This window comes from Lysinibacillus fusiformis (assembly GCF_003049525.1).
In the GTDB taxonomy this organism is placed as follows: Bacteria; Bacillota; Bacilli; order Bacillales_A; family Planococcaceae; genus Lysinibacillus; species Lysinibacillus fusiformis.
In genome coordinates, this window is sequence record NZ_PYWL01000008.1 from 56,071 (window position 1) to 76,826 (window position 20,756).

Below are 20,756 nucleotides of genomic sequence, written 5' to 3' on the forward strand. Positions count from 1 at the left end.
TCTTTTCCAATATAAAAGTCAACCCTATTATACTATAAATGAACTTCACTTCTCGCCTACATGACTCTCCTTTCTAAGAGAAAAACTTCCATTAAGAAAAAGAACACCCTTCTCTAATTCCTTTTATTTTTACATAAAATGAAACTTTTGGTTTTTCGGCTCGTATTATTAGAAAATACTGATTTTTCTGGAGGTCATATGTTTAAAATTAGAGGCTTTTCCCTTATCTTTATTATATGCTTATTAGCAGCCTGCTCTCAGGAGAATGTAGTTCCTAAAGAGCAACTACAAGAAGAAAAAATGGATGAAAATATCGTGGTAACAGCAGATGGTAAACTTACCTTTAAAATTATGAATAACATCGAGGCTCCGAAAGAAACTGTGGATACGATAAAAGATGAAATCCTAAAGGCTTATGATGATATTATGCAATCCATCCATACATCATATGTTCCATCTGAGCAAATAACAATATTTCTAAATGGGGAAGACACTGAATCATGGGGTTTTGCATCGAGAATAGAATTAGCTATCAGTCAAGAAGGTTTTTATCCACTTGTTCATGAAATGACACATTCCTTACTTGGTTATGGGGGCAATTTTGATACTGATCATGGTTATTTTACACAAGAGGGTTATGCGGTCTATATGGACGAACAATTTAGTAAAAGTGAATATGATATCGAAAAGTATATGAAGTATTTTATGGATTCAGATAAATTAATTCCCATTAGCAAATTAATAGATCCATATCAAGACGATGCCTATTTCCGCCCAAATCTTACAAATCTAAATGAGTTGAATACACTTAGATGGATGAGCTATACTCACGCAGCTTCATTTGTTAAATATTTAATTGATACCTATGGACTCGAAAAATTTGAAAACATATACGATAAGAAGGACTTGGCAAATAAAATAGAAGAAGTATACGGAAAAGGAGTACATGAAATTGAAATGGATTGGTTAGCCTTTATTAACAATCAACCCGGATTTACCTATGAAGAAAAGTTTAAATCGCCTGATTTCTATGATAAAAATACAATTATTCTCCAGCTTGATCCTACATATTTTAAAAAGTAGTAAAGAGCCCTACGTTCAGCACAAAAGATCTAAGTTCGCAACATACCGGACTTAGATCTTTCCTTTTTGCCTATACATGCTCTCAACTTCAATTAGGCAATTAGCTTGGCAAACCATGCCACATAATGCGCTCCAGGAATGAATAATAACTGTGCCACAATCGTCCCTAAAAATCTTGAAAACATCATCATGACCGAGGCTTTTTTTAAATCTAAATAGCTTCCCCTTTTATTAATTACATCATCGGCTAGAATGGAGATTTTTGGATCAATGAATAAAATTAACAGAATGGTCGCTATGCCATTAATTAAACCAGATGCCATAACGGCAGTTGTTTTTAATTCCGGTACTAATAAAGTTGCATACAAAGCAGATAAAACGCCGATAGTATAGATTGCCGTAATGACTATATTCGTAATAAATAATTGTAGAGGGATATCTCGTAATCCAATATCTTTTAAATAGGTAAATCGGGGCGTATGAATATGCTTCAAGCCACGTCTTACATATTCATACGTAAAACCCTTTTTCATTAATGCTGGGATGGAGCCCCTTTCCTCAGCCAAATGGACGATAGCTCTTGAAAAAATGGCTACGAAAGTTGGGATGAGTAAGATACCTATGAGTGTACCAAGAGATGCCGCTCCAATAATGATTCGAAACTGCTGTTCTACATGTGTCAAGGCATCGTCCACAGGTGCAGTATCGACCAAACTACCCGTAAATGGCTGTTGCATCATATTAGCGAGCCGTGAAACCATGACCATTACATTAAAAAGAGCTAAAGCAGATGCTAGTAACCTGACACGCGCTCCAGATAAACGTACCGCATAGGCAAGCGTTTCAATGGCATGAATGATTAAAATAAACAAGGCAATCATTATTAATTTATTTGTTATTAAATCCACACTGTGTACCTACTCTTTGCTTTCTAACGATTTTACATACTGACGCAAAACAATCAAAATAGTTCCGATAGAAAAATCTTACCCCACAAATGAAAGGGTAAGATTTTTTTCCACTAGGCGTAAGGAGTACTAGTTTAGTTCCAGTCTCCTTCTCCCATTATATTAAACTGCTCTTCTAGACCAAATCACTACGGGAATGAGCAGTAACGACAATAGCCCTCCTGCTAAGGACAATGCCGCATAACTAGCATTCGCTACGACCATCCCTGAAAGAGCACCACCAGACGCCCCTGCCAATGCTACAAAAACATCCATTTTCCCTTGTGTTTTGGCTCGTGTAGACGGCTCGGTCGCATCAACGATTTGTGCGGTACCACTAATTAAACCGAAGTTCCAGCCTAACCCTAGTAAAGAAAGTGCTACTATTAATAAAATCATCGAATCGCTTGGAGCGAATGCCGCTAATAAACCCGCTAGTAGCAACGTAACACCGGCGGCAATACTCATGGCTGTTCGTCCAACTTTATCAACAAGAATACCTGTTACAAGCGATGGCAGATACATAGCACCTACATGAAATCCAATAACAATGCCTACTTCCGATAAACCATGTCCATGATGTTTCATATGTATGGGTGTCATCGTCATAATCGCTACCATAACAATTTGTGTTAAAACCATCACGGTTGCCCCTACTGCCAGGCCACGTTTATTCCCTATTGGATGTGTGGACTGTACTTGATGTTCCTGAGCATATTTTTGCTTATGTGCCTCTATTCCTTTAGCAATTTCTAAGGGATCAGGACGCAGCATCACAAATAGAACAAGTCCTGCTACTATAAAAGCAGCAGCAGATAATAGAAAAGGACCAGCAAGCGCGGGAATACCAATCGATAGCGCCACTTTTCCCATCAATTCTACTAAATTGGGACCTAAAACTGCGCCGAATGTTGTCATAAGCATAGTCGTACTAATAGCTGTCGCACGTTGTTTGTCATTCGCTAAGTCTGTACCTGCGTATCGTGCCTGTAAATTGGTTGCAGTTCCAGCTCCATAGATTAATAGAGAGATAAACAGCATACTAACACTATTAAATATCGCAGCCATGACGACTCCAATGGCTCCTAGCCCTCCAACAATAAAGCCAGTAGATAATCCTGTTCGACGGCCATAACGTTGTGATAATTTACCAACAATGAAAGCTGCACCAGCTGACCCTAACGTAAATAATGCGGATGGTACTCCTGCATAAGCATCAGTTCCAAGCATTTGTTGAGCTAATAAAGCACCTACTGTAATACCAGCTGCCAGCCCTGCTCCCCCAAATATTTGAGATAGGCTCACTACGATTAATACACGCCTGTATAAGCTTTTTAGTTTTTCTGGTGACTCTATATATGATTCTATCGTGACTTCCACTTTTCCAGACATTCTTTACCCCCTCTTTCTAGTTTGCACAAGATTTTATTTGCCCCTATATTTCATTCCAGCTAGCACTACGTTATTCTCCAGCCAACCTCTGCCAATCTAAAACACCCTCTTCTAGCCGGAAAGCCTTGATCCCTTTTTCCTTCAACATTTTTACAGCTTCGGCTGACATTAAGCAATAAGGCCCTCTACAGTAAGCTACAATATCAACATGAGTTGGTATTGTAGCTAATTGATCCTCTAACTCTTCGATAGGCATAGAAACGGCTCCTGGAATATGTGCTTGTTCAAATTCTTCTTTTGGTCGAACATCGAGTAATAGCACTTCTCCCTTATCCATCCGTGTTACGAGATCCGAAAGCGATACCCCCTCTATGCCAAGATGCTCATTAAAAAATTCTTCTTTTATTTGTTGAACCTGAATCAATTGCTTTTCAGATAGTGCATGTAATGTTGTTAAGAATTTAGCAATCACTTCATCTGCCAATTCGTAAATAACAAAATTACCTTCCTTTGAAAACTTTACTAATCTGGCATTAAAAAGTGTCTTTAAATGCTGAGACACATTAGCTACGGACATATCTGTACTTTTAGCTAATGCATCAACAGACTTTGGACCTTGAGAGAGAATATCAAGTATTTCTAATCGTTTAGGACTGGATAAACTTTTGCCAATTCTAGCGAACTCTTGATATAACAAGTCCTTTAAATGTCGTTCATGCAATTTCGAGTCCCACCTTTCAACTATTCAATTAATTTATTGAATAGTTGAATCTTAATTCTTTATTTTACCATTGTCAAGTACTTAATGTTACGAAGAAAACCATTATTTAAGCACAAAAAAAGAACATGTTTTAAAAACATGTTCTTTCAATAGGACTAGAGGGCATGCATAACGACTTTCTTCTTCTTAGAATACAATAAAAATGTCGTCGTTAAGCTTAAACTAATAATGCCGAACACAAGCCCCATTCCACTTAAGCCAATTAAATCTAGCATCATACCTGTAGACAACAGCACGACCTGAAAGACCACCGAATCGATCATATTTCGGAAAGAGAAAAAACGCCCATGGAATTGTTTAGGAACCTGTTTCTGAAAAATAACCATAGTAGTTGGGAAGAAACAGCCTACTGTAAAGCCAAATACCCCAAAAGCTACTAAAGCAAAAAGTTTGATATCTGCTAGTAACAGCAAGAGCTCCATAGATCCAATAATAAATGCCAATGTAAAGAGGAGCGTACCCATTTGTACTCGATCAGCAATTATTTTTAAGCCTGCAGCACCTAGCATAAAGCCAATCCCCTCCACTGTATACAACAAACCTGAAATCGTTGTAGATCGATGCATTTCCGAAATTTTCATAATGACTAAATTAAAAGAGCCTAAAAATAACGTTGGAATTAACATAAGAACCAAAGTCATTAGAACCATTGGATGCTCTTTTACCATCGGTAATACCTCTTTAAAGTTTCCTTTTTCTTTATTCGTTACTGTTTCATTTGTCGTTTCATCTAGTTGTAATAAGCTAGTAATCACAAACATGACGATATAAACGATGATTGAAATGATATATAACCACTTTAAATCAAAAAAGCTTAGCATAAATCCTGCTGCGGCCGTGCCGATGATTCTAGAAATAGTTCTAGCATTCATTTGCCAAGCATTTAGCGTAATTAAATCTTGCTCCTTTGCAATCATTGGAATAATCGATTGCAGTGCAGGCATATAAAAGGCAGCTGCTATTTGCAATGTAATTAAAAATAAAATCATCCATACGACCGAATTGGTATAAAGTGCGATAAACATAAATAAAACACTCACGATTCGCCCAATACTTGCCATTTGTACAACTGTTTTTTTCTTCGATTGATCGATAATGCGACCAGCCATAGGCCCTACGACCAAGCCCGCTAAAATCCCACAAGAAATAATTAATGATTTGTGAAAGTCTGAAGGTACTACCTCTTGCATAAAGGCGAGATTTCCAATAATACCAGCCCACAAGCCTAGACCTACGACAAATTCACCTAATAAAATAATCCATACATTTCGATTTCGCCACATGCTGTTCTCCTCGTTGATCTTACAATGTCATAAAACCTATCGTAACAAAATTTTAAATATTCGTACATAGCGATATAAAAAAATATTACTAGCTTCTATGCCATTCCACCCAATTCAATCTTTTTTAAAGAGTATACTATTTTTCCTATAAAAAATACTCATCCAAAAGTTTGAATTATTCAAGCAAAAAACACCGTTTGATGAAAGTATCAAACGATGTTTTTTATTATGATAGTTCTAGTTTATGCACAAGCGCTTTTCTTCTGCGCTCGATTATTTTTTGACTAATTAATGTAATGATAAATAATAAGCCTACAGTTGTGGCCATCATCCCTGCTATAGAGGTATCCCATAGCTTCGCTAAATAATAGCCAATGACAGAAGCACCAGCACCAAAGAGCATACTGTAGATAAACATTTGCTTAATCGTCTTACTAATTAAATAAGAAGTTGCGGCTGGTCCAATTAGCATGGCAACGACTAAAATGGCTCCTACGCTATCAAATGCTGCAACCGTTGTAAATGAAATCGAGGTCATAAATCCATAGTGGAGAAAGACTACGGGTATACCAATTGTTGCGGCATAGACAGGGTCAAAGGTTGCAAGCTTCATTTCCTTAAAGAATAGTAGCAAAAATACAATATTGATGACTAATACGAGTAAAAGCATCCATACAGCCTTAGGCATGGCTAGACCTAAAACCGTCCATCGATCCCATGGAACGAAAGCAATTTCTCCCATTAAAACATGCTCTACATCCAAATGGACATTACTTGCAAATAATGTAATGAGCAGGACACCCGCCGCGAATAAGGATGTAAATACCACCCCTATCGCTGCATCTTCTTGAATACCAGAAGAATGTAATAATTGTACGAGATAAGCAGTTAAAATACCCGCAACTGCTGCACCTATTAGCATCCAAAAGCCATTCAATGATTGGGTAATGATATAGGCCATCACAATACCAAAGAGGACAGTATGGCTAATGGCATCGGCTATCATAGACATTTTACGCAAAATAAGAAAAACGCCTGCAATCCCACATGTTACACCCACTAATAAGCCAGTTAATACAACCCAAAACTCTATCATCCTATATCACCCTGCTTTCGAAATTGCATTTTTCTACGATATTGATTAATTTGACCAGCAGGACTTATAAAATAGGAGATAAAGAATATACCAGCCGCCACTAGAACGATAATTGGACCAGTTGATAATCCTGTTCGAATCGCGCTAATAAAAGTACCTGTAACACCTGAAATACCTCCAATCGCTGCACTCAACAGGAGCATCGTACTCAGTTTTTTCGTCCATAATTTGGCGCTTGCAGCAGGGATAATTAATAAAGCTGACATTAATATTACACCTACAGCTTGGATACCTGTAACAATCGTCATGACAATTAATACGGTTAGCGTAGCCTTTAAAGCCTCAATCGGTAAGCCAATCCCTTTTGCATAAACAGGATCAAAGATGAGTAATTTCCATTCCTTATAAAAGAACAGACTAACTAAAATAATTACGGCTGCACTAATGAACAGCCACATTAAATCAGCCTTTGTCATCGTTGCGGCTTTACCAAAAATAAAGTTATTAAGACCACTCTGGTTTCCAATTGGACTTCTGTTAACAACAGTTAAAAACACAACACCGATGCCAAAAAATACGGTCAGTACTAACCCAATAGCCGCATCCGCCTTCAACTTTGAAAAAGACACAATCCATTGTATACAATACACAGATAAAGCAGATGTAATACCCGCTCCGAGCATCAAAATTGGTAATTCCTTTTGCCCTGTAAGGAGGAATGCAAGCGCGATGCCTGGTAATGCTGCATGTGCCGCAGCATCGCCCACTAAGCTTTGTTTTTGCAAGAAGGAGAAGGTACCTGTTATGCCTGCAGCTATACCGAGTAACATAGTGCCACTAAGTACCCACAATAAGTTACCACTTATCATCCTGATCCCTCCCTACGCATGCTGCATCATGAATAGTTTACCACCATATGTTTTTTGCAATTGTTCTGGTGTAAAAACTTCTTCTGTTGCACCTGATGCTAATATCGTTTTGTTTAATAGAATTGTATAATCAAAATATTCTTTCACCGTTTGAAGGTCGTGATGCACGACAAAAATACTTTTTCCCTGATCCTTTAATTCTTTTAAAATATCAATGATCGTTTTTTCTGTTGCAGCATCGACCCCAGCAAAGGGTTCATCTAAGAAATAAATATCTGCATTTTGTGCTAAAGCTCTTGCTAGGAATACACGCTGCTGCTGTCCACCCGAAAGCTGACCTATAGAACGCTCTGCAAAGTCCAGCATCCCTACACTTGCTAATGCTTGCCGAGCGACTAGTTTATCCTGTTTCGTCGGTCTTTTAAATAAACCTGTATGACCATATCTCCCCATTAACACAACATCGAGAGCATTTGTCGGGAAATCCCAATCAACGGCATTTCGCTGTGGTACATACCCAACTACTAAACTTTTTGGCTCAAAGATTTTTCCTAAAATTTCTACTTTTCCAACTTTATTTGGAAGTTGGTTTAATATAGCCTTTAAAAACGTTGATTTTCCGGCACCATTTGGCCCGATAATCGCAGCTAGATGACCTTTAGGAACCGTCACACAGGCATTTTCCAATACTGTTTTCTTATCATAAGCTACTGAAAGATTTTCCACTGTTAATGCATCCATTTTATCCACCTACTTTAATGCATCGACAATTGTGTCGATGTTATATTGATACATCCCTATATACGTACCTTCTGTTGTGCCTTCCGCACCCATTGCATCCGAAAATAGTTCTCCACCGATCACAATGTCATGTCCCTTTTCTTTAGCCCCTTCTATAACCGCCTTCATCGCTTTATCAGATACACTAGACTCGATAAAAATTGCCTTGATTTTATGAGCGACTAAGAAATCAACCATTTCCTGAACGTCTTTGACTCCATACTCTGAATCTGTACTTAAGCCTTGTAAGCCACGCACTTCAAAGCCTTGACTTCGACCGAAATAATTAAAAGCATCATGGGCAGTTACTAAAATCCTTTGCGGCTCTGGAATTTCTTCGACACGTTTTTTTGCATAGCTTTGTAAATCATCTAGCTTTTTTAAGTAAGACATTTCATTCTGTTGAAAATCCTCTTTGAATTCTGGGTATTCTTCTTGGAGTTGCAAACTGATTGCTTGGACAACTCCCTTCCAAAGTTCAATATCGAACCATATATGAGGATCATGTAGCATGGCATCACTATCACTAGCAAGTAATTGCTTAGTATCTAATGTTTCCCCAACAGCTAACACGGTTTTATCTTTTGCCATTTGTTCAAAAATGTCGAGCATCTGTCCTTCTAAATGTAAACCATTGTAAAAAATAACTTCGGCCTTATCCAATTTCGATAAATCGCTTTGGGTAGCCTTGTATAAATGGGGGTCAACCCCTGGTCCCATTAATGCTGATACTTGTAAATGATCGCCACTAATTTCTTTTATAGCATCTGCAATTTGTCCTGTTGTGGCGACAACAATTCCTTTTTTTTCTCCATCTGCTTCAGTTGAACAACCGAATAACAGAAGTGAGAGTGATAGTACGAATACACCTAACCATTGTTTCATTGACTTACCTCTACTTTCATTTTATTAGTCATTGCTTGAAAAAAAGCGGTCATGCTGCACCTATAAAGGGGGTGGCGGACATGCCTTATTAAATCTTTCGGCTACGCCCGCCTTGTCAGACTTGCATCATTACATGCATCGCTCTTTCTCATACTGCCACTTTATTTATATAATTTTCCGAATAAACTGGCGCCAGCTCATCCAGAAAAGGATTAATATTATGCCTGCTCCTACAGACTCTGTAAGTTTCCAAAGAATCGTAAGAAGTAATAAAACAACCATTGGAAGAATCGTCAGCTTGAATTCACCTAACTCTTTCATTCACGCACTCTTCTTTCTTTAGAGATATTTTGTTTCCCTTAGGAAAAATATATGCTTAAAACAAAAATAATTCAACTACTTTATGAAAATTTCTTTAAAAAATTTTTTTTCTAGAGGAAAATTTACTTTCGCCCAAACAAAAAAATCTCTAATGCTATGATTAGAGATTTTTTATAAAATAGTGATATTAAATACGGTCAATCGTTGATTGCTAGCGGTTTTCCTATATATTCAAATGCATAAATATGCGTCCGAGTCAATTCAATGACGTCTTTTATTAAAGCTTCTTCTGATTTTTCATAGCCGGTTGCAATCCATTGCATCATTAATCCGTAGAAGCCGTAAGAGGTATAATGTTTGAACATATCCATATTCACTGGTTGATTGTTTATGGTCTCAAAGTTAAATTGCTCTTGATAAATTTTAGTAATCGTCAAAGGCATGCGCGTATGCAATCCAGGAATCGTATCTTCAAAATTTAATAGCTCAAAAAATGTACGATTCTGATACATGTAATGAATAATATTAAATGAAGGAGCTTTGAGCTTCGTTGTGTACACTCTTTCACCAAATAAATATGGTTCCCCCACTGCTTGTTCTAGTCCATTCAACATCTGCTCTAGCAAATTTTCTGCTAGCTCAACTTTATCCTGAAAATGCACATAAAAAGTACTACGATTATAGCCTGCTTGTTCTACAATATCCTTTACTGTAATTGCCTGAAATCCTTTTTTTTTAATTAAATCAACTAAAGTGCTATAAAAATGACGACGGGTTCTTTCCTGTCTTTGTGTCCATTTTGTCACTATTTCTTCCTCCCTTTTAGACATTTTATATAGATATGTCTACTAGTTAGACACTTGCCATAACATTAATGATTGTTTCTGTTTTATAGAGTTTTACAATAAAAGTACACCGTGATTGACACAGTGTGCAAGAAAATTTACTTTTATGGGAGTGTCATATATGGGGAAATTACAAGATAAAGTCGCAATTATTACAGGTGGTGCTTCAGGAATTGGTGCAGCAACTGCTGAATTATTTGTAGCAGAAGGTGCTAAAGTAGTACTTGTAGATCTTAATGAAGAAAAAGGCCAAGCATTTGCAGCCCAACTGCAGGCAGGCGGAGCAGAGGCTCTCTTTATTAAAGCGAATGTAACAGATGAAAATGAAGTGGCCGCTATTTATCAAACAACACTAGAGACATTTGGCAAAGTCGATGTTCTATTTAATAATGCAGGAATTGGACGAGTAACGCCAACTGAGGAGTTACCTTATGCAGAATGGCGTCAAACAGTGAATGTAGATTTAGATGGTGTATTTTTAATGGCACAGGCTGCCATTAAGGAAATGCTAAAAGCGCAAGGCGGGACAATTGTCAATACTGCCTCCATGTATGGATGGGTTGGTTCACCAGGGTCTGCAGCCTATAATGCAGCGAAAGGTGGCGTTATCAACTTAACACGTTCACTAGCACTAGAGTTTGCTACGCGCGGCATCCGTGTCAATGCCCTTTGCCCTGGTTTTATTGATACACCGATTATTCCTGAAGAAAGCAAAGAGCCATTACGTCAAGTAACACCCATGCAACGTTTAGGTCAACCAGAGGAAATGGCAAAAGCCGTTTTATTCATGGCCTGCGATGATTCAACATTTATGACAGGCAACACATTAACGGTGGATGGTGGCTATACTGCCCAATAAATAACACTAAATAATCGCTTCCCCTGTAGAGGGTAGCGATTATTTTTTTATTAAGAAAAATTTGCAGTTTTTATCCATTTCCTGCAAACTATTAACATATCGAGCAGGAAAGGATGAAGATGACAAATGAAAAAATTAATAGGTATATTATTATTTTCCATTCTTATCGTAGGCAGTGCAAGCAATGTACAAGCTGCTGGTTTTAAAGATGTGTCAGAGGATCATTATGCCTATGAAGCTATCTTATGGGCAGAAGAATATGATATTGTGAATGGTTTTGCTGATGGTACATTTAAACCGAATGCTACTATTACCGAACAGCAATTAGCTAAACTTTTAGCTATCTTTTACGAGCTTGAATCTCCCATCGATGAATTAAAAAAACAGACCCCTTCTGCCATCTGGTCGGATGAATTTTATAACCAGCTTGCTAGCTATGGTGTCCCTTTAAACGGCTATTTCGATAATCGGCTACGAGCTGCTACCGTGAAGCGTGGTGTCGTGGCACAGGCTATTACTCATTTAGCCAGTGGAAAAAAAGGATTAGATTCATCTATTCAATTTTTACTTGATTACTATATTTCTTCTGGGCAAAACCCACAGTATGAAGACCGTAATTTACAAAAGTTTTATGGTGTGACCAACAATATGACACGAGCACAGGTTGTGACAATGCTGTATCGCATGGATGAACGAAATTTTTATGAAATTTCAGGGGATGCACAAGCCATTCAAGACAATGCCAACAAATTATCGTTAAACACTCGTGCTAAAAATGCCCAAAATCAGCTCGATAAATCAATGCAACAAACTACACCTAGCAAGAGTGCTTGGGAAGGGGTTTATACGTATTATTATAAATGGGGTAAAGGAACAAATGACTTTAACCGTCGAGATGCTATCATTTCAAACGCCACAAGCAATAGCTTTTCCATTGCTTTAACTGCGAATGATGGGACAGCTACAGGGAAAGTCAACGGAACTGCCACGATAACAAGTTCGAATAAGGCATTAATGAATAAGTCCTCTAACGGCAATCGTTGTGTCGTTGAGCTAGAGCGATTAACAAATAATGCGCTGAAAGTTACAGAAGTGGATTGCCGTGCAGAGCGTAGTGAAGGCACCAATTATTCTGGTACACTAAAACAACAATAGTACACAAAAGAGTCTGATTCGTTCAGGCTCTTTTTTGAGCACCAAAAATTTTATATTGCTCCTTGGCTATGGCAATAAAATCTAGAAGGCAAGGCTGCATATGTTTATCTTTATGCCAAGCAATGTCTGTAAAGATTGGTGCTAAGTTGATTGTCGAGTGAATTTCCTCTAATTGTCCATTTGCTAATTCCTTTTCTACGACCATTCTCGGTAAAAATGTAATACCTAAACCAGCCATCACACATTGCTTAATCGCTTCTATGCTCGCAAACTCTATCATTTGTAGAGGCAAAATATTTTCCTGCTGTAGCTGTGCTTCTAAATGATTGCGATAGGAGCACCCCGTTTCCGTTAGTAGCATGGTTTCTGTTGAAAGATGAGAAGCGACGAGAGGCTCTCTTCTAGCTTTCGAGGCACTCACAAAAATAAGCTGTTCTTCGAGTAAACGTTCTCGATGTAGCATCGCTGTTTCCTGATATGTATCTGTAATAAAGGCCACATCTAACTTACCTGATTGCAATAACTCCTTGGCAATGTCAGTCGTATGCACAGGCTTAAATATAATTTTCACATGGGGATGCGCCTGTTGAAATTGCTGCAAAATGCTTGGAAGTCGATAAACACATTGACTTTCCTGTGCCCCTACTTTTAACACTACTTGTTCTTGTTCATTGGACATCGCCTTTTTCATTTCACGATCTAGCTCTAACATTTTTTCAGCATATTGTTGGAAACGCTTGCCTTCCTCTGTTAAAATGATCCGCTTCCCAAGCCTCTCAAAAAGTATACCCCCTAACTCTTGTTCCAATGTTTTAATTTGCGCAGTAATACTTGATTGAGCGTAGTCTAGGCGCTGTGCCGTTTGTGTAAAGCTTAATGTGTCTGCTGCTGTTAAAAATGTTTGAAGCTGCTTTATATCCATTTCCGCACCCCTCTTAAACAACTTTTTCGATATATTTTTATGAATCATTCACATTTATCGATAGTAAATCCAGTTTACACTAGCTTAGCAAAAATAAATAACTTTTCAACCAAACGAGGTCCATTAAACAGAAAAGGATTTGGAAACTTTATCGTCCAAATCCTTTTTTAATCTAATGCTATTGCAGTTCTTTTCTAAGACATTCGGCTGCTGACATCGCTTTTAAATCTTGAACTATATCTCCTGGTTTATTTCCTTCTCCTAAAATATATCCTTCAAATGATGTCCCCATAAAGTCAAAGATGTGTTGAAACTGCTGGATCATTGGTAGCCCTTTTATATAGGGCATATCACCACCAACTGCAATGACATACGCTTTTTTAGAAGACATATTGTCCTTGAAATTGGGGTAATTTGAATCTCTTAAAGTTTGTGACCAACGATCAATAAAGTTTTTCATCGGCCCTGTCATGCTATACCAATAAATAGGTGTAGAAAATAGTAGAATATCATGCGGAAGTATACGTTCAATGATGGAATTATAATCATCATTGACTGTAGAAAAACCCTCCTCTGTATGGCGTTTATCTATTATAGGTAGAATTGAATAATCCTTTAGATAAATTTCTTCAACTTTTAAATCTTGAGTGACTAATTTTGTTAACGTTTCTGCATTGCCATTCGGACGATTTCCACCATAAATAACGGCTATTGACATGTTGGTGATCCCTTCTTCCTTAAAGTTTTCTAGTATTATTCCCGAATAGTTATATCTTATTATGATTTCACAAATCGATAAAGATGATTATTTCGATAAAATGAATCGAAAAAATCGATTATAGAGAAGTGACTAGCATGGGAAATACATCATGAAAAATTTCAGAAAAAGGATTTTTTTAATGGGATAAATGGCTATCCTCTTGAATGATTCTTCATGATTAGACCTCCACATTATACAGAATCAAAAATTTTCTTTACCCATTCAAGATACTCACGCATATAGTATTGCTGCTTAAAGCCATGATTCTGACCTTCTGCTACAATCACAGTGACATCCGCATCTGCATTTCGTGCGGACTGAATATATTCCTGAGGTCCTTTTACCCCAACTGCTGAATCCTTTGTTCCATAAGCAATAAATTGAGGGATATGAGCCGTTCTGAAATGCTTGGATAAATCAGTCTTAAGCAAAAGCTCTTCTCGTTCTTCTGGATCTCTAACCACTTTATCATCAAAAGATGCAAAGAGCATTGGGATATTATAGCGGTACGTCAATGCAGGGTAAATCATAGCTGCAGATGCTACTTGGTCATCAACTGCATCGATAGCATCAAGCTGATAATTTTTTGGAAGCCGTTTTTCTCCCTGAATGAGATTAATAAAACTTCCTGTTTGAAAACCACCTGCACTAAAGCCTATCAATCCAATTTTATTAGGATGTATACCATAATTATTTGCATGATAACGTAGATAACGGACAGCACGCTGCACATCTAATTGGGGAATGGGCCATTCATAGGGATTGGAACGATAGTGTAGAACGAACGCGTTGATACCTGCCTTATTTAATGATTCAGCGATATCTTTTCCTTCAGTAGTGCCGCCATCCATTTCCTTAAAGCCATAGCCACCACCTGGAATCACAATGACCGCACTATCACTGTTTGACACCGTATATGGAATCAAATATGGCTCATCCTCATAGGTAGACTTTTCATAGCCTCCCTCTATTTCATGGACATATGTAAACGTATCAATGGCAGCCTCATTATTTTGATAGTCTTCTCCTACAATATTGCCGATAAATTTAAATGTAGCCAGCAGTCTATTAGGATTGCCTTTAATATTCATATCGTCTAGCTTGCTTCCAGAATGATTACCTGCAACTTCTTCTCCCCAAATTTCAACCTTACGTTCAATATCGGCAACTGGCTTACCTGGTTTATTGCCAAATGGATTAATCTCAAGAAAAGCATAACCAAACCCTATGATCAAAACCAATATAGCTAGCAATATTCCCACAAACTTGGCTGTTTTCTTCATTATTTTCATAATCACTAACCTCCGTAAGTAGTGAAAAAAGTTTGACGAGCATCTACGAATTACCCAAAGATGATTTTATTGACAACTCAAGCATCTTTTTAGCCTTAGCCTTCGTATTTTTTACTTCACTATATGTTCTGCAGGTGAATCTTTTTCAAGTCTAAAATCAAATTTGTCCATGTTTTTATATTGAGGATCTAGATAACTAGATGTCGCATCACTATTAGAAGCGATTTTAAACTTTTTAAACGAATCATATTCGGTATCCTTCCATATCCAAATACCATCCTCCCCTTTTTCTTGATGAAACACATTCCTCGCCAATTTATTATTTTTATTACTAGTAAAATAGTTAGCTATAAATATTCGAGATGATCCAGCTGTTAGTATATTTTTTTCGATTACATTATTTTGAGTATCATACTGTAATAAAAGCTGTCCTCCATTTAATTCCATCGTATCATTACGGTAAATAATATTGTGTGAGATAATCGAATTTTTCGTCCCTCCTCTTTCTTCATCATACCCACCAATCGATATTCCTGTGAAAAAATTATTATATACTGTATTATTTAGTACTTTTATATTATCTGCATACTTATTTGCATGTTCAGATGTTACTTCAATTCCGATATCATTCTTATAAAGAGTATTGTTCTCAATCGTTATATTCTTTCCACCATCGACATATATCCCCCCAGCAGAATAATTCTCGCCATATGCTGGATTACCATAGGAGGAAATTTCATAAACTTGATTATTTTTTACAACACCGTTTCGTACATAGTCCAATTTTTTATCATTTGAAATTCCTTCAAACCCAATCAGATCAATTCCGATATTATTGCTTCGACGAACTACATTATTTTCTATTGTAAATCCATCAATGTTTCCATTCAGGACCATCGATTCACTTGCACCTACTATTAAATCTTCCACTGTATTACCTACAATATTTATATCTCTCATTGAACCTGTTCCATAGACAGCAATACCATGGCCATTTCCATCCTCGGCAAAGGTTTTTATTCTTTTCACATGATTATTCGCTACGGTAATATGGCTACTGGAGCCTGTTACATAGATTCCCATCACTGTTTCATCTTGTTGTTCCGTCGTTAAATCCTGGATAGTGAATCCACTAATGGTAATGTAATTTTTATTCTTTATCGTTACAAGAGTTGCATCATCGTCAGTATTTTCCATCGACTCTCCACTAAGAATAACTTCTTCATTTTCATACGCCTTGAAAATAACGGGGTTTAATTTTGTACCACTATGTATAACAGAAAGCTTTTCCTTATAAATGCCTTTCCGTATCAATACGGTTGTCCCTGCTTCCGCTTCTAATGCTGCCTTTTTTAGTGTTCGGTATGGGCTTAATTTCGTACCATTATTAGAATCATTTCCATTGCTGTCTACAAATATTGTCCTATCCTGTTTTGTTTCTGTATCATTCGTCGTTAAAACGATCATCACAGCAGCTATAATCAAAAAAAATAAAATCCATTTTTTCATATATTCTCCCTTTTCACGATAATTTCTAAAATCTTTTTTGAAACGACGTTAAATGGTCGATTTTCTAATCACAATCTCTGCCAATACTAAATTAATCATAAAGGCTAACCACGCTCCTAACGAATACGAAAATCCATATGAAAGACCCGCTACATATTGAAATATCGTCACAAGTATGTAAATAGTTAGATTGGCAAACGTTAAGAAAAAGCTTCTTAGCATCCAGCTCCGATGACGATGAACTTGTCCTTTTCTTATAAAGCGATAACCGTTTATCGTCGTAAGCAACCAGAGTGTATTTAAAATGAGAAAACCAATCGTACTCCATATACCCCCATTTGCGTAGAGAGCTACATAATATCCTGGAAGTATATTAAATACAATCACCATTACGTAGATTCGACCATTCCAGCGGTGTAGATGAGGGTTTTTCATTCTCATCACTCTCGAAAGACCTAATGGCCCAGTAATTAAAGCAATAATGGCTAAAGCGATATGTAGTTGGATCATGACAATCCATAATTTTTCATTCGGAAGTTCTATTTCCTTGTTCGAAAGAAATGTCGAAAATGTCGGATCGACCATAAAATTTTTAGATGTTGTATGTAAAATCCACATTACAGCTATCACCGATAAACTAATGACTAAGCCTTTTCTACTTCTCATGTCCTGCTTCCTCTCTGTTTGTAAAGTGCCCTTTAGATACACTAGTGTCCGATCAAAATGGTACATCTGTCTATCTCAAAGTATCTATAAACAGTCTATCATTAAGGACTCTTCTTCCGATACTAATCATTCACCTTTGTTACTAGACAATTTTAAGCAAAAAAACGACCTAATCGCTCTCCGCAACTAGGTCGTTTTTTTCTATGCTTCCACTGCTATATGCTGGAAGGTTGTTACATCAAATAACCCTGTATCTGTTAATTTTAAAACAGGAATTACTGGTAATGCTACAAAAGAGAATGTCAGTAGAAAATGAAAATCTAAAGTTGGGTTGAGCTTCTGTAAAGCACCGTGTAAGCCAGCTAGCTGTTCCTTCGCCTGCTGTGCTGGTACATCTGTCATTAAGCCCCCAATTGTTAAAGGCATCTCCGCGAGAATTTCACCGTCTGCTACAATAACGAAGCCACCTTGGATTTCCTGAATGCGGGAAAGTGCCAGAACCATATCCTCATCATTTGTGCCTACAACAAGAGCATTATGTGAATCATGGGCTACTGTAGTAGCTACTGCGCCTTTTTGTAACCCAAATCCCTTCACTATGCCTAAGCCTGTCGTATGCAATTGATGATGGCGTTCGATAACCGCTAATTTCAGTAAATCTTCCTCTACCGATGGGACAAATACGCCGTCTTTCACAGGTACATCTATGACTAAATGATTGGTAATTAGCTGATTCGGCACAATTTCCATTACATTCGCCTTCGTTCCCTTGGTGAATGATAATTGTAGTCTATCCTTTGTGATGCTTGGTAAATGAACAGAGTGATGAATATGGGCAGGAACTATTGTCTCCTGACGATTTGTCAGCATGTTGCCATTTTCAGCAACTTTATGACCATTCTTCCAAACTGCTTTTGCCTGCATCGTCGATAAATCATCTATACACACAAAATCAGCTTTATAGCCTGGTGCCAGTACCCCTCGATCAAATAAACGATAGCATTCTGCTGTGTTCACGGTTGCTAGCTGGATTGCCTGCAATGGTGTCATCCCCTCCTCTATTGCCATCGCAACATCGTAATTGATGCTACCTTCATCAATCAGCTCATCCACATATTTATCATCCGTACAAAAACCAAAGCGACGTGCAGTGTGTGGCTGAACGGCCGGTAATAAATCACGTAAATTTTTCGCTGCTGATCCCTCTCGAATAAGTACATACATCCCCTGCTCTACACGGTCAATGGCTTCTTCGGCTGTCACACATTCATGATCCGTCTGAATACCTGCAGCCCGATAGCCTGTAATTTGCTCACTTTGTAAGCCCGCACAATGCCCATCAATAACTAGATTTGCTTCCTTTGATAATACAATTTTTTGAAGCATTCCCTCTTCTCCATTTAACACGGCTGGGAAATCCATAACCTCCGCTAAGCCAAGAACTTGTTCATGGTGCAGAAATGGCTCCAAATCTTGGGCTGTTAATGTTGCGCCAGCGTTTTCAAACTGTGTCCCTGGTACACTTGAAGGAAGCATTACAAAAATATCCATATCAGCTTTTTGTGCATCATCCAGCATAAATTGGATTCCTTCTGCTCCTGCTACGTTTGCGATCTCATGTGGATCTGTAATCACGGTTGTAATACCATGAGGAATTAAGACACGACTGAATTCCCCCGGTGTTAGCATCGAAGATTCAATATGTATATGGCCATCTATTAATCCAGGAATGACGTAGCTCCCCGCTGCATCCTCTACCACTTTTGCATGAAATCTGTTGTTAGTATCCAGTGCCACAATCATGCCATTCTTCACAACAATGTCCGCTTTCTTCCACGTTAATGTAAAGACATCGGCAACTTGTGCATTTTTAAGAATAAAATCTGCCTCTAATTTACCTTGAGATGATAAAATATTTTGCGTTAATTGTTGTAATTTTGTTGTCATAGCCTATACTCCTTTTTCTTTTAAGAACTATCATGCCTGAAAGTTGTCTATCATTGCAACTATTAATCGTCAAGTCAGTAAAAAACGACCATTGTTTAATGGTCGCTCGAAAATTCTAGCTCTTTTGGTGGTTGTCCTTTTTTATTCATCAAACGCATACGAATAGGTTCAATTTTTAAGGTCACCATTTCATCCTGATTGCCAATAAAAATACTCGTGAAAATTTCTGCAATTTTATTTTTGATTCCTTCTTCGTGTACTTCCGTGAGCTTGCCCTCTATCTCCACATAGGAATCACCAAAGCCTCCATTTTCATAGCCATATAAAATATGGGTATATGGATTTTGACGGAGCTCCTCCATTTTCTCAGAATGCTTATTTGTCACAGTATATAACACAAAATCCTCATGCTGGAACGTCATATAGCGCGAATAAGGTTTCCCGTTTTCTACAGTAGCCATTGTTCCAATTTTTTCACGGTTCAATACTTCTAAAATTTCTTCGCGTACAGAAGTCATTTCATCCCATCCTTTCTTCTATACCTATATTTTGCCCTCTCCACCTAAAGCTAAACTGTTTTTTTTGAAAAATGTGAAATGACAAACTTCGGACAAATTGAAAATCTCTTGTTATAATAATTGGATGGACAACAGGAATTTACGGATGAATGAGGGTTAAAAAATGAAACAAGCTTTTTTTACGCGCTGTTTATTTTTCATAACAGGCATTATCGTGCTATCTTTTGGCATCACATTAACCATTAAAGGGCAGCTTTTTGGCGTAGGCTCTTGGGATGTTTTACATATTGGCTTAACCAAAACACTCGGGCTAACAATCGGTTCATGGTCCATCATTTTAGGACTGGCTATTTTAGCGTTTGATATGATAATAACAAAAAAATTCCCATTGCCAGGAACTTTTATCGATATGTTTTTAGCTGGCATCTTCATTGATATTTTTAATTATTGGCTACCTGATATCGATGGCTTTTGGATGCAACTTGTTTCTTACCTAACAGGGTTAGTATTACTAGGCTGGGGCTGCGGTATGTATATGGTGGCTAATTTAGGAATTGGTCCTCGTGATACCTTAATGCTAATGATGGTTCATAAACTTGGCTGGAGCGTCACACGTTCCCGTACAACCATGGAAGTTACGGTCGCTGTACTCGGCTTCTTACTTGGCGGTCCTATCGGCATTGGTACGGTGATTATGGCCTTTGGACTTGGACCAATTGTACAATTTGCCTTAACTTATAACGAAAAATTATTTATGAGATGGACGGGCGTGAAAAGCGCCGTCATTTAAGCTTTATGACAATGCAAAGAATGCATTGTCTTTTTTTAGGGAAATAACAAGGAGCC

General features: G+C 37.6%; 21 protein-coding genes. 4 read left to right on the forward strand and 17 right to left on the reverse strand.

Annotated features, from left to right (window positions below; translation table 11 throughout):
• The first annotated feature begins 198 nt into the window (after window positions 1-198).
• The gene (locus C9J29_RS16980; protein WP_090002620.1) at window positions 199-1,083 is read left to right on the forward strand and encodes a gluzincin family metallopeptidase; all 885 of its coding nucleotides are present in this window, start codon (window positions 199-201) and stop codon (window positions 1,081-1,083) included.
• A 92-nt stretch (window positions 1,084-1,175) separates the two neighbouring features.
• Here C9J29_RS16980 and C9J29_RS16985 read toward each other — a convergent pair whose 3' ends face one another.
• The 10 genes from C9J29_RS16985 to C9J29_RS17025 all read right to left on the reverse strand — a co-directional run bounded on the left by C9J29_RS16985 (window position 1,176) and on the right by C9J29_RS17025 (window position 10,267).
• Window positions 1,176-1,964 (reverse strand): lipid II flippase Amj family protein, encoded by a 789-nt coding sequence (locus C9J29_RS16985; protein ID WP_090002633.1) that lies wholly within the window; start codon window positions 1,962-1,964, stop codon window positions 1,176-1,178.
• A 189-nt stretch (window positions 1,965-2,153) separates the two neighbouring features.
• Window positions 2,154-3,422 carry an MFS transporter gene (locus C9J29_RS16990; RefSeq protein WP_107922492.1) on the reverse strand — a complete coding sequence of 423 codons (1,269 nt, stop codon included), beginning with the start codon at window positions 3,420-3,422 and terminating at the stop codon, window positions 2,154-2,156.
• A 70-nt stretch (window positions 3,423-3,492) separates the two neighbouring features.
• Window positions 3,493-4,143 (reverse strand): ArsR/SmtB family transcription factor, encoded by a 651-nt coding sequence (locus C9J29_RS16995; protein WP_090002618.1) that lies wholly within the window; start codon window positions 4,141-4,143, stop codon window positions 3,493-3,495.
• Between the two features lie 155 nt (window positions 4,144-4,298).
• On the reverse strand, window positions 4,299-5,486 hold the full coding sequence (locus C9J29_RS17000; RefSeq protein WP_107922493.1) for an MFS transporter: 1,188 nt from the start codon (window positions 5,484-5,486) through the stop codon (window positions 4,299-4,301).
• Window positions 5,487-5,712: 226 nt separating this feature from the next.
• Window positions 5,713-6,582 (reverse strand): metal ABC transporter permease, encoded by an 870-nt coding sequence (locus C9J29_RS17005; protein ID WP_008178609.1) that lies wholly within the window; start codon window positions 6,580-6,582, stop codon window positions 5,713-5,715.
• Window positions 6,579-7,451 carry a metal ABC transporter permease gene (locus C9J29_RS17010; RefSeq protein WP_090002617.1) on the reverse strand — a complete coding sequence of 291 codons (873 nt, stop codon included), beginning with the start codon at window positions 7,449-7,451 and terminating at the stop codon, window positions 6,579-6,581. Before C9J29_RS17010 ends, C9J29_RS17005 begins: the two co-directional genes overlap by 4 nt.
• Window positions 7,452-7,463: 12 nt before the next feature.
• Window positions 7,464-8,192 (reverse strand): metal ABC transporter ATP-binding protein, encoded by a 729-nt coding sequence (locus C9J29_RS17015; RefSeq protein ID WP_107922494.1) that lies wholly within the window; start codon window positions 8,190-8,192, stop codon window positions 7,464-7,466.
• Between the two features lie 9 nt (window positions 8,193-8,201).
• Window positions 8,202-9,116: a metal ABC transporter solute-binding protein, Zn/Mn family gene (locus C9J29_RS17020; protein WP_008180974.1), complete on the reverse strand. Its 915-nt coding sequence runs from the start codon at window positions 9,114-9,116 to the stop codon at window positions 8,202-8,204.
• 165 nt (window positions 9,117-9,281) lie between these two features.
• Window positions 9,282-9,437 (reverse strand): hypothetical protein, encoded by a 156-nt coding sequence (locus C9J29_RS24370; RefSeq protein WP_008180975.1) that lies wholly within the window; start codon window positions 9,435-9,437, stop codon window positions 9,282-9,284.
• 197 nt (window positions 9,438-9,634) lie between these two features.
• Window positions 9,635-10,267, reverse strand: coding sequence for a TetR/AcrR family transcriptional regulator (locus tag C9J29_RS17025; protein WP_170844134.1), 633 nt, complete (start codon window positions 10,265-10,267; stop codon window positions 9,635-9,637).
• A 136-nt stretch (window positions 10,268-10,403) separates the two neighbouring features.
• Between C9J29_RS17025 and C9J29_RS17030 the strand changes: the two genes are divergently transcribed.
• On the forward strand, window positions 10,404-11,141 hold the full coding sequence (locus C9J29_RS17030) for an SDR family NAD(P)-dependent oxidoreductase (protein ID WP_089986349.1): 738 nt from the start codon (window positions 10,404-10,406) through the stop codon (window positions 11,139-11,141).
• 126 nt (window positions 11,142-11,267) lie between these two features.
• Window positions 11,268-12,296 (forward strand): S-layer homology domain-containing protein, encoded by a 1,029-nt coding sequence (locus C9J29_RS17035; protein WP_089986348.1) that lies wholly within the window; start codon window positions 11,268-11,270, stop codon window positions 12,294-12,296.
• 22 nt (window positions 12,297-12,318) lie between these two features.
• On the opposite strand, the gene C9J29_RS17040 is transcribed toward C9J29_RS17035, so the two are convergent.
• The 7 genes from C9J29_RS17040 to C9J29_RS17070 all read right to left on the reverse strand — a co-directional run bounded on the left by C9J29_RS17040 (window position 12,319) and on the right by C9J29_RS17070 (window position 19,910).
• Window positions 12,319-13,218 carry a LysR family transcriptional regulator gene (locus C9J29_RS17040; protein WP_107922495.1) on the reverse strand — a complete coding sequence of 300 codons (900 nt, stop codon included), beginning with the start codon at window positions 13,216-13,218 and terminating at the stop codon, window positions 12,319-12,321.
• Between the two features lie 178 nt (window positions 13,219-13,396).
• The gene (locus tag C9J29_RS17045) at window positions 13,397-13,936 is read right to left on the reverse strand and encodes a flavodoxin family protein (protein WP_089986347.1); all 540 of its coding nucleotides are present in this window, start codon (window positions 13,934-13,936) and stop codon (window positions 13,397-13,399) included.
• Window positions 13,937-14,169: 233 nt separating this feature from the next.
• Window positions 14,170-15,270, reverse strand: coding sequence for an alpha/beta hydrolase (locus C9J29_RS17050; protein WP_107922496.1), 1,101 nt, complete (start codon window positions 15,268-15,270; stop codon window positions 14,170-14,172).
• A 111-nt stretch (window positions 15,271-15,381) separates the two neighbouring features.
• Window positions 15,382-16,779, reverse strand: coding sequence for a right-handed parallel beta-helix repeat-containing protein (locus C9J29_RS17055; RefSeq protein ID WP_008180996.1), 1,398 nt, complete (start codon window positions 16,777-16,779; stop codon window positions 15,382-15,384).
• Between the two features lie 48 nt (window positions 16,780-16,827).
• Window positions 16,828-17,445, reverse strand: coding sequence for a DUF2306 domain-containing protein (locus tag C9J29_RS17060; RefSeq protein WP_164908724.1), 618 nt, complete (start codon window positions 17,443-17,445; stop codon window positions 16,828-16,830).
• Window positions 17,446-17,646: 201 nt separating this feature from the next.
• Window positions 17,647-19,392: an adenine deaminase gene (gene ade / locus C9J29_RS17065; protein WP_107922498.1), complete on the reverse strand. Its 1,746-nt coding sequence runs from the start codon at window positions 19,390-19,392 to the stop codon at window positions 17,647-17,649.
• A 95-nt stretch (window positions 19,393-19,487) separates the two neighbouring features.
• On the reverse strand, window positions 19,488-19,910 hold the full coding sequence (locus C9J29_RS17070) for a pyridoxamine 5'-phosphate oxidase family protein (RefSeq protein ID WP_008181001.1): 423 nt from the start codon (window positions 19,908-19,910) through the stop codon (window positions 19,488-19,490).
• A gap of 163 nt (window positions 19,911-20,073) precedes the next feature.
• Here C9J29_RS17070 and C9J29_RS17075 point away from each other — a divergent pair, with 163 nt between their 5' ends.
• On the forward strand, window positions 20,074-20,700 hold the full coding sequence (locus C9J29_RS17075; RefSeq protein ID WP_107922499.1) for a YczE/YyaS/YitT family protein: 627 nt from the start codon (window positions 20,074-20,076) through the stop codon (window positions 20,698-20,700).
• Window positions 20,701-20,756 lie beyond the last annotated feature (56 nt).